The sequence below is a fragment of the Dyella sp. genome (genome assembly GCF_036746095.1).
Taxonomy (GTDB): Bacteria; Pseudomonadota; Gammaproteobacteria; order Xanthomonadales; family Rhodanobacteraceae; genus Dyella_B.
The window spans coordinates 43,669-54,678 of sequence record NZ_DAIOEU010000006.1; the positions used below are offsets into that span (position 1 = coordinate 43,669).

Sequence of the window (11,010 nt, forward strand, 5' to 3'; positions counted from 1 at the left end):
GCATCGATCAAGTTTCCCGCCAGCCCAGCCCCTCACTCCAATCCTTTCCCCCGTTATTGACCAGGGATGGGGGAGAGGGAGTAAAGGTGGCCTCAACCAATCCGCTCGCTGCACGTTGTTTCCAGCATGAACATTTCCGCTCCCTTCATCCGCCGCCCCATCGGCACCTCCCTGCTGGCGATGGGCGTGTTCGTGATCGGCGCCATCTGCTATTCGCTGCTCGGCGTCGCCGCGTTGCCGAACATGCAATTTCCGGTGATCTTCGTATTTGCCAACCAGGCCGGTGCGAGCGCGGAAAACATGGCTGCCACCGTCGCCGCCCCCCTGGAGCGCCATCTGGGCCAAGTGCCCGGCATCGACACCATGCGTTCGGTGAGCTCGCTTGGAAGCACGCTCGTGTTCCTGATCTTCGATGGCAGCCGCAGCATTGATGACGAAGCGCGCGACGTGCAGGCGGCGATCAATGCCGCGCAGGCGGACTTGCCCTCAGGCCTCAATGCGCCGCCGAGCTACGAGAAGGCGAATCCGAACGACGACCCGATCATCGCCTTTGCGCTGACCTCCGAAACGCAATCCGCGCGCGATCTCTACGACGTCGCCGATTCGCTGCTGGCCCAGCGCCTGCGCCAGCTGCCTGGCGTGTCGGAAGTGGACATCCTCGGCGCCGCCACGCCGGCCGTGCGCATCGACGTCAACCTGCGCGCACTCAACGCGATGGGGCTGTCGCCCGATCAGCTGCGCAATGCATTGACGGCCGCCAACGTGCTGCAGCCGAAGGGATTCCTCTCTGACGGCAACACCACCATGGCGGTGGAAGCCGACGATGCACTGCACACGGCAGCGGATTTCGCGAACCTGGTGATTTCCAACAATGGCAAGGGCGCGCAAGTACGGCTCAAGGATGTGGCACGCGTCTACGATGGCCAGCAGGACGCATACCAGGCCGCCTGGTTCCAGGGCAAGCCGGCAATCCTGATGTACGTGTATCGGCAATCGGAAGCCAACATCATCGACGTGACCGATCGCGTCAAAGCGGAAGTACCGCTGCTGGGCAGCTATCTGCAACCCGGCACCAAACTCGTGCCCTATTTCGATGGCACGCCCACCATTCGAGCCTCGCTGCACGAAGTGCAGGCTACGTTGCTGATCAGCCTGGCGATGGTGGTGCTGGTGATGGCGCTGTTCCTGCGCCGGCTGGCGCCCACGCTGATCGCTGCCGTGGCCGTGCCGCTGTCGCTGGCCGGCGCCGCCGTGGTCATGTACGCGATGGGTTTCACGCTGAACAATCTCACCTTGCTCGCAGGCGTGATCGCGATCGGCTTCGTGGTGGACGATGCCATCGTGGTGATCGAAAACGTCATCCGCCATATCGACCAGGGCATGACGCGCATGGAAGCGGCGTTGACCGGTGCGCGCGAAATCGGCTTCACCATCGTCTCGATCACCGCCTCGCTGGTGGCCGTCTTCATCCCATTGCTGTTCATGCCTGGCATCACCGGCATGTTCTTCAAGGAATTCACGCTGACGCTGGTGGGCGCGATCGTCGTCTCGGCCTTGGTGTCGCTCACGCTTACGCCATCGCTGTGCGGACTGTTTCTGCAGGGCCATCGCGATGCCCAGGCGAGTTCCAGGTTCGGCCGGGTGATCGACCGCATGCACGAGCGCATGCTCAAGCTGTACGAGAACGCGCTGGATTTTTCCCTGCGCCATGCCCTGCTGTTGTCGCTGACGCCACTGGTCCTGATCGGCCTGGCGGTGATGATCGTGATGTCCGGCCAGATCAAGAGCAGCCTGTTCCCGATGCAGGACACCGGCCTGATCCGCGGCCGCGCCACCTCCGGCGCCACCGTTTCCTTCCAGGATGCGGTGGCGCGCCAGCAGCGCCTGATCGACATGCTGCTGCGCGACCACGACGTGGCCGTCGTGGGTTCGCGCCTGGGCAGCACGCGCACCGGTACGTCCGGCACGTTCGACATCCAGCTCAAGACGCATGCGCAGGGCCGCACGGACGATACGTTTACCGCGTTGACGCGGCTGAGCAAGAAAGCCGCGCAATATCCCGATCTCAACGTGCGCTTGCGTGCCATCCAGGACCTGCCCAGCTTCGGCGGTGGCGGCACCAGCCAGGGCGCGCAATACCAGATGTCGTTGCGCGGCGACGATACCGCCAAGCTGCAGTTCTGGTTGCCGAAGCTGGTCGATGAGCTGAGGAAGAACCCCAAGCTGCGTGATGTGGGAAGCGACCTGGACGATGCCGGCCTGCAGCAGAACGTCGTCATCGACCGCGACAAGGCGGCGCGCTTGCAGGTCAATGTCGGCAACATCGATTCGGCGATCTACGATTCGTTCGGCCAACGCCAGATAAGCAACATCTACGCCGATCTCAACCAGTACAAAGTGGTGGTCAACGCGATCCCCGGACAGACCGCCACGCCACGATCCATCGACGACATCCTGGTGCGTTCGGGCAGCGGCAAGATGGTGCGGCTATCGGCGTTCGCGCATCAGGAGCCGGGCGTGGCGCCGACGCAGGTGTCGCACTTGAACCAGTACACCACCATGAACCTGAGCTTCAATCTCGCACCCGGCGTGAGCATGGGCGAAGCCTTGAAGATCGTCCAGGCGACGGCAAACAACATGCGCATGCCCGGCGATATCAAGCTCGATGTGGGCGGCGACTTCCGTCGCTTCCAGGAATCGCAGAGCGGCGCCCTGTGGCTTATTTTTGGCGCGATTGTCGTGGTGTACATCGTGCTGGGCATTCTTTATGAAAGCCTGATCCATCCGGTGACCATTCTTTCCACGCTGCCTGCCGCAGGCGTCGGCGCGCTGCTCGCGTTGTGGTTCACCAATACCGACCTGTCCGTGATCGCGCAGATCGCGCTGGTGCTGCTGATCGGCATCGTGAAGAAGAACGCGATCATGATGATCGACTTCGCCCTCGTCGCGCAGCGCGAACATGGCAAGACGCCACTGGAAGCCGCGCGCGAAGCGAGCCTGGTGCGTTTCCGCCCGATCATGATGACCACCATGGTCGCGATTCTCGCCGCGTTGCCGATCGCCATCGGCCTTGGCGAGGGCTCCGACCTGCGTCGTCCGCTGGGTATCGCGCTGATTGGCGGCCTGATGATTTCGCAGAGCCTCACCTTGCTCAGCACGCCCGCGCTGTATGTGGTCTTCTCCTGCCTCGGCGAGCGCTGGGCAGCGTGGCGCTCGCGCCGGCGAGAACGCAAGGCCGGCCGGCAACGCGTAATGGCGCGCGAGTCCTGACTCGGCTGTGCAGGCAGTGGCTGGGGTGAAAATCCCGCATCGGACACCACAAGAAAGCTGGCATCTCCTTCAAGCTGCTCGTTGGCGTCGATAAGGCGCGTGGCGCCTGCAAAACGCGGCAAATGCACACCCTTCCCTGTTTGCAGGGAAGGCTCGGGGTCAATGCTCCGAACTTTAAGGGCGCTTCCATAAATGCGCCGCCGCTCGTCTGAGGGCGTAACAGCCGACCCAACGTGACGTTGGTGATGATCCTCTCCCTCCCCTGCACGCAGGGAGGGAGGGAGCGATCATCGCCACGCCTGACTCTGAGGTCACGTCGGGTTGGTGATCAAAAGACTGCCTTCTAACCAGGGAGGGTGTTTTCTATCTGCGGCGGCCTTCCCGCCAGGAAGTACGCGCGGCAAGCAGGGAGCGCTGATCGATTTCTCCCTGCCGGCTTGCTCGAAGCAAGCGTTGCATCGGCACATCACCGCAAGAACTTGTCCTACCTAGCCATGTGCTAACGCAATATATTGCGTTAGCACATGGCTGCAAATCACTTAGATAAGTTTCGTAATTTCAGTTAGTTATGGCATAGCGACGCGATTTTCCCTGTCCTGTTAGTCCATGTAGTACTGTTAATTTCTTGCGAAACGTGTTTACTATTCCTAAGGCAGCATTTTCTTACGACGTAAGTAAATGCGCCAGGGGAGTCAGCAGAACCCTACCCATACCCCACATCTGCTGCTGATCAAGAGGGAGTCCTATATGCGTTTCAGAACGACACGGCTGCGCGACGCCATCGTGTTGACCTTGTTTGCGGGTACTGCCGGCTTTGCCCTGGCGGCCAGCGCGCAAGACGCGTCATCCAGCAAGACGCTGGAAAAAGTAGTGGTAACCGGCTCCAGCATTCCGCGTACCGACCTGGAAACCGCCTCGCCGGTGCAAGTGATCACCGCCAAGGATCTGCAAGCCAGTGGCCTGCCCACGGTGGCCGATTTCCTGCAGCGCCTCACCTCCGACGGTGCTGGCTCCATTCCTTCCACGTTCGGCAACGGCTTTGCCAGCGGCGCCACCGGCGTTTCGCTGCGCGGCCTGGGTGCCGGCTCGACGCTGGTGCTGCTCAACGGCCGCCGCATGGCATCCTTCGCGCTGGCCGATGACGGCCAAAAAGTGTTCACCGATCTCAGCACCATTCCGATGGAAGCCGTGGAGCGCATCGAAGTGCTCAAGGACGGCGCTTCGGCGATCTACGGTTCGGACGCCATCGCCGGCGTGGTGAATATCATCTTGAAGAGCGATTTCCACGGTGCCGTGGCCAAAGTTTCGACGGGTGTTTCCGGCAATGGGGACGGCAATCGTTACAAGGCGTCGCTCACGGCCGGCACGGGCGATCTCAACAAGGATCGCTACAACATCCTGTTCAACCTCGAAGGCATCAAGGATGACGCGATCCTCGCCACCGATCGCAGCGACCGCAAATGGATCGGCACCGGCGATCTGCGTCCGTGGGGTTACAGCGCGACGGGCAGCCAGTTCCTGGGCGGTGCGATCACCAGCGGCGGTACGGCGGCCGGCAGTTCGCCGGCGGGCGCTCTGGGTATTCCGGACGCCAGCAACATCTATCACTACCAGTCGCTGCCGGGCTGCGGCCAGTTCTCCACCATTTCCCAGGCCGGCGGCGGTGGCGGCTGCCTGTGGGATACCGCGAAATACCGCTGGATTACGCCAAGCGACCGTTCCATCAACCTGTTTGTGCGCGGCACGTTCAATGTGTCGGACACCATGCAGGTGTACAGCGAGTTCGGTTACAACAACAAGGTATCCAAATTCCAGAGCACGCCATCGGGCGTATCGGGCGCCTGGGGGTATCCGGGTGGCGCAGTCAATGCCAGCAGTGGTGCGGGAGCCGTGGTGCTGGGCGCGGGCCATCCCGACAATCCCTACAACGAAGATGCACGCCTGCGTTACACGTCGTTTGATGCAGGCCCGCGTTTGCAGCGCACCGACAACGATTTCTACCGCTTCCTGGTGGGTGTGAAGGGCAGCTTCGGCGAGTGGGATTACGATGCGGCGTACATGCATTCGGGCACCGATCTCACCAGTACCCGCTGGGGCTACCTGCGCTATAGCGCTGTGCGCGATGCATTGACCAATCCCAATAGCCCGTATGGCTACTGGCGCATTGGGGAAAACGCGGGCTTGAACAACCCGGCCCTCTACAACTACATCTCGCCGACGCTGCGCGCCAACGCAAGCAGCGTGCTCGACTCGATCGATGCCAAGGTAACGCGTGCATTGTTCGACTTGCCGGGCGGTCCGCTCGGCTTGGCGCTGGGCACTGAATATCGCCGTACGTCGGTCTCGTTGACGCCCACCACGTATACCGATCAAGGCGACATCATTGGCCTGGGTTATTCCGCCTACAAGGGCACGCAATCCGTCGCAGCGGGTTATTTCGAGCTGGATGCGCCGGTGCTCAGCACGGTGGAAGTCTCCGCCGCCGGTCGCGTGGACAGTTACAAGGAAGGCACCACGGCCGTCACACCGAAGTTCGGTATCAAATGGTCGCCCACGACGTGGCTGTCGCTGCGCGGCACTTTCGCGGGCGGTTTCCGCGCACCGAATCCGGCCGAAAGCGGCGGCCACCTGGCCGCGTTCACCAATGCGCCCGATCCGGTGCGTTGCCCCAATGGCAGCGCGGCGCCGGGTGCGTCGCAAGCCGACTGTAACGCTGCCATCGCCATCATCACCGGGCCGAACGCGAACCTGAAACCGGAACGTTCGCGCAGCTACACCGGAGGTATCGTGTTGGCGCCCACGGCCGATACCTCGTTGACCGTCGACTACTGGCGCATTCGCCGTACGGATGAAATCAACCAGAGCACGGCCGCTTCGGCCATCGCGGCGGGCAATGTCGTTCGCCAGGACAACAACCTGCCGGGCATTCCCAACAGCGGTACGCTGCTGGCGGCGCTGGGCAGCTACATCAACTCTGCGGCGACGTCCGTGCGCGGTATCGACATGGACTTCACGCAGCGCTGGGACATGGGCAACGCGGGCAGACTGAGCTTCGACCTCAACGCAACGCGCCTGATTTCGTATGCGCGCCAGGACGCCAGCGGCACCGTGCAATACGCCGGCACGCACGGCAATTGCGATACCACCAATTGCATCGGTACGCCGCGTCATCGTGCGCAGATCAGTGCCGATTGGGACATCCGCAACTTCTCGCTCGGCGCGATGGTGAACTATCGCAGTGCGTTCAAGAATGTGCCGGAGCAGGGTGCACCGTGCGGTAACGAGTTCGCCGATGGCACGGATGCGCCAGCGCATTGCCGCATTCCGTCGTTCACTACGCTGGATCTTTCCGCGCGCTATCACTTCCAGAACAACTTCGAAGTGTTCGGCTCGATCCAGAACGTGTTCGACGAAATGGCTCCGCTGGACCCGCTCACCTACGGTGCGATGAACTACAACCCGCTGGATTCCAGCGGGGCCATCGGCCGGTACTTCACGGTGGGCGCGAAGTACACGTTCGAATAAGTGCATGTCATACGCATCGCTGCCGGCGATGCGGGTGTGAAGTGGAAGGCGCGTCGAGTCATCGGCGCGCCTTCTTGCTTTTCGGCGGTTACCCTAGACGGACACGGCTGCTTTCACTTAGCAAAACCCCTGTCAGGCGTTAAGAGCAGGCTGCATCGGTTGGCGGACCTGTATGAGCACTTGCAACACATGCGTAACACCAGCTTCCGCGCGTCTTCAGCCGATTTCCCTTGTGCGCTGCGGGATTAGCGATGGGACCTCAGATTCTGCTGTAGCGCCGACATCGCAAAATATTGCGGGATGTTAAGGACTTGTCTGATTGCTGGCGTCTGTGGAACACTCCGGCCCAGTGTCCCCACACGCCCAACTTTCCCCTACCCGCAACACTCCCTAAGTTGGGCGAATCACAATCTGCTGTACCTCGGAGGGTATGAAAAATGACTCGTAATAAGCTTGCGCTCTCGTTGGCGGGCTTGCTGTTTGCCCCGATCGCCGGCACCGCTTTTGCGCAAAGCACGCCTGCCACCTCGCAGGATCAGTCGCAGAACACCAAGCAGCTGCAGACCATCACCGTGACCGGTTCGGCGCTGCCGCGCGTGGATACCGAAACGCCGTCGCCGGTGACTGTGATTACCGCGCAGCAGATCGCGCGCAGCGGCTACACCACCATTTCCGACGTGGTTCGCTCGATTTCGGCGGACAACTCCGGCTCGATCCCCAACGCGTTCTCCAACGGCTTTGCGGCCGGTTCGTCGGGCGTGGCGCTGCGTGGCCTCACCGTGAACTCCACGCTGGTGCTGATCGACGGCCAGCGCGCCGCCAGCTACGCCCTGTCGGATGACGGCCAGCGTTCCTTCGTCGACCTCAACACCATTCCGCTCGCAGCCGTGGAGCGCATCGAAGTGCTGAAGGATGGTGCTTCGTCGATTTATGGTTCCGACGCCATCGCCGGCGTGGTCAACATCATCCTGCGTCCCAGCTTCCAGGGTGTCGAAGGCACGGCGGATATCGGCAACTCGCAACACGGCGGCGGCTTCACCAAGAAAGCCACCTTCATGGCCGGCACCGGTGACCTGGATAAAGACCGCTACAACGCTTACTTCAGCGTGCAGTACGAAAAGGACAACGCGATCTTTACTCGTGATCGCGACTTCCCGTACAACACCGACGACCTCAGCCCGATCGGTGGCCCGAATCCGGAAACGCCCGGCAACAACACTGGCTCCACAATTGGCTCAATTACCAATCCGACCACCCAGTTGTTGCAGCCGCTGGGCAACTGCACCAATGGCTCTAAGTTGGTCACCAATAGTGCTGGCAGCTATTGCTCGCAGAATCTGGTCAATCAGTACAACCTGATCCAGCCGCAGATGGAACAAGGCGGCATCTACGGCCGCTTCACGGTCAAGATCAACGACACCACCAAGGCTTATCTGTCGGCCAGCTACATGCAGTCGAAGACCTTGGGCGTGAACCAGCCGGCGCAGATCCAGACCAGCACGCCGGTCAACACCAACAACATCACGTTGCCGGTGGGCAATCCGTCCAACCCGTTTGCTGAGCCGGCGCCGATCAATTACGCATTCGGCGATATCCCGCGCGGCACCAACTACACCAATCACAACATGCGTTTGGTGGGTGGCGTCCAGGGCACCATCGGTGACTGGAACTACAACACCACGGCGACCATCAACCACACGTCGCTGGATACGACTCAGTTCGGCTATATCAACTACGCGGCGTTGATCAGTGCGATCAACAACGGCACGTATAACTTTGCCAACCCGTCGTCGAACTCGTCTGCCATCCGTGCATCGCTGGCACCTGGCTATGCCAAGACCTCGACGTCGGACCTGGATTCGCTGGACTTCAACGCCAACCGCGAATTGTGGGATCTGCCGGGTGGCCCGATGGGCCTGGCCGTGGGCGCGCAGGTTCGCCACGAAGCGCAGAATGACCCGACGCTCAATCCGAACTTCGAGTTCCAGGGCCTGGGCAATGCCACCACCAAGGGCAGCCGCGATGTCGCCGGTACCTACGCCGAACTCGACATGCCGTTGCTGGAATCGTTGGAAGCCGACGTCTCCGGCCGTTTCGACCATTACTCCGACGTGGGCAACAACTTCTCGCCGAAGATTGGCCTGAAGTGGAAGCCGCTGGATTGGGTCGCCATTCGCGGTACCTACTCGAAGGGCTTCCGTGCACCGAGCTTCGCCGAAAACGGCTCCAGCTCCGCGCAGGGCTTCGTCACCATCACACCGCCGGATAGCTTCCAGGCGCTGCATGGCAGCAATGCTTACAGCACCTCGCCGTATGCGATTTCCGAATACACGCTGGCCAATCGCAACATCAAGCCGGAGAAGGCAGACAGCTTCACCTTCGGTGTAGTGGTACAGCCGACGAGCTGGCTGAATGCCTCGGTGGACTACTACAACATCCGCAAGAGCAACGTCATCACCGCTCCGGATTACGGTAGTGCACTTAATGCTTACTGGGCTAACGGTGGCACGGTGTCGGGCGTGGCGATCACGCCGGACCTGGCCGATCCGCAGCACCCGGGTGCTCTGGCACGTCCTGCGGTGCTCACGGGCGAGTACATCAACGCCAATTCACTCAAGACCGCCGGTGTAGACGTCGATATCCAAGGTCACTGGGACTTCGGCAGCGTGAAGTACATCAGCGAACTGCAGGGCACGCAGATCTTCAAGTGGCAGATGATCCTGCCGGGCGGCATCGTGCAGAACTACGTCGGTACGCAGGGGCCGTATAACCTGTCGTCCGGTGCAGGCACGCCGCGCACCAAGGGTTCGTGGTCCAACACGATCGTGTACGGCCCGCTGAGTGTTACCGGCACGCTGTATTACACCAGTGGCTATCAGGAAATCGCGGAAGACGTCGGCGTGGGTCCGGGCTCCTGCTTGTTCCTCAACGGCGCCGGCACGGCCTTCATGCCGTCGAACTGCCACGTCGGTGCGTTCTACGACTTCGACCTGACGGGCAGCTACGACATCAACCAGCACGTCGCGATCACCGCATCGCTGATGAACGCGTTTGATCGCAAGGCGCCGTTCGATCCGGCCAACTACGCAGCGACGAACTACAACCCGACCTATAGCCAGTCCGGTGCTGTGGGCCGCTTCTGGAACGTGGGTGTGAAGGTGAAGTTCTAAGCATCGACGTAGCGATGCATGATGCTTCGGCTGCATGCATCGCTACCATCGAAGCTTGTTTAGTAAACGGCGCGTCGGATTCGACGCGCCGTTTTTTTGATAAAAAAAGCGGCACAGGGAACGGGTTGGAGTAGCCCCGGTTTCACCGACCTAACAGCGATGGCAACCTCCGCACGCGGTGTTCGACGGAAAGTCGCCAGAGGTTCAGCACGGCGTCTAAGCGTGAAGCTGATGTTCAACAGCGCAGCAGTAAAACGTCAGCTGTATCCCAACTCTTCCGCATAGGCGAGTAGGCATTCGCCAACACCTTGAATCATTCGGACCCGACAGACTGCGGGATGCATATCATGCGAAGGTGCGGCTGTCGGGTGTGCCCATCCAGCGAGATGACCGCGACACGCCCGACATGACGTGAAGTTTGCGCGGATCGCCCGAGTAGACGCTCAGGCGATCCGCTGGCCACCACAAACTAAGTAGGAGTTAATGATGGTTACGCTCGATCATACGGCACCGGCACGCTTTCGTGCTCCCTCCCTGGTGCATTCTTGCGACTTCACCGCCGCGCACACTGCGCGACGTCGAGCCAAAGTGGGCATTCGTCGAAACGGAAGCAGCTGATTCCGATAAACGAGCAGGATTTTCCTGAAGCCCTTCACGCCGCGCGCAACACGCGGCGTGACCTAAGTGTGTGGAGAACCAACATGCATGACATGCAAGGCGGCCGCTGCGGACCGCAGCTTTACCTATTGTCCAGCGACGGCTACGAAAACCTGAAACAGCTGCAGGACATGCTGACCCTGATGGCGCACATCACCTATAACGAAGACAACGCCGATGACGGCAACGCCGTGATGATCATTGGCCGTGCCGAGCTGTACTTCATCTTTGAAGCGATCAACGCAAAGATTGACGAAGTGCTGGAGCGGTTAGGCGATGAGAATTGGTTTGGAACACAAAGCCGGACATGGCAGTAGCGATGTGAGCTTTCTCATTCGTGCGGGATGTCGTCCCGCAGCGAATGGCTACCGAGGACAGAACACACCAA

Annotated in this window: 4 protein-coding genes; all 4 read left to right on the forward strand. The window is 60.9% G+C overall.

Going from position 1 to position 11,010, the window contains the following annotated elements:
• Window positions 1-126 precede the first annotated feature (126 nt).
• The 4 genes from V7M64_RS04635 to V7M64_RS04650 all read left to right on the forward strand — a co-directional run bounded on the left by V7M64_RS04635 (window position 127) and on the right by V7M64_RS04650 (window position 10,939).
• Window positions 127-3,270, forward strand: a complete 3,144-nt coding sequence (locus V7M64_RS04635) for an efflux RND transporter permease subunit (RefSeq protein ID WP_333677378.1) — start codon at window positions 127-129, stop codon at window positions 3,268-3,270.
• A gap of 747 nt (window positions 3,271-4,017) precedes the next feature.
• Window positions 4,018-6,795 carry a TonB-dependent receptor gene (locus V7M64_RS04640; RefSeq protein WP_333677379.1) on the forward strand — a complete coding sequence of 926 codons (2,778 nt, stop codon included), beginning with the start codon at window positions 4,018-4,020 and terminating at the stop codon, window positions 6,793-6,795.
• Between the two features lie 437 nt (window positions 6,796-7,232).
• Window positions 7,233-9,965, forward strand: coding sequence for a TonB-dependent receptor (locus tag V7M64_RS04645; protein ID WP_333677381.1), 2,733 nt, complete (start codon window positions 7,233-7,235; stop codon window positions 9,963-9,965).
• A 701-nt stretch (window positions 9,966-10,666) separates the two neighbouring features.
• Window positions 10,667-10,939, forward strand: a complete 273-nt coding sequence (locus V7M64_RS04650) for a hypothetical protein (RefSeq protein WP_333677383.1) — start codon at window positions 10,667-10,669, stop codon at window positions 10,937-10,939.
• The last annotated feature ends 71 nt before the right edge of the window (window positions 10,940-11,010 follow it).

What these genes read in the sequence shown, in the direction of transcription:
- V7M64_RS04640 (WP_333677379.1), top strand. Translation starts at nt 4,018, where the DNA reads ATGCGTTTCAGAACGACACGGCTGCGCGACGCCATCGTGTTGACCTTG.
- V7M64_RS04650 (WP_333677383.1), top strand. Translation starts at nt 10,667, where the DNA reads ATGCATGACATGCAAGGCGGCCGCTGCGGACCGCAGCTTTACCTATTG.
- V7M64_RS04635 (WP_333677378.1), top strand. Translation starts at nt 127, where the DNA reads ATGAACATTTCCGCTCCCTTCATCCGCCGCCCCATCGGCACCTCCCTG.
- V7M64_RS04645 (WP_333677381.1), top strand. Translation starts at nt 7,233, where the DNA reads ATGACTCGTAATAAGCTTGCGCTCTCGTTGGCGGGCTTGCTGTTTGCC.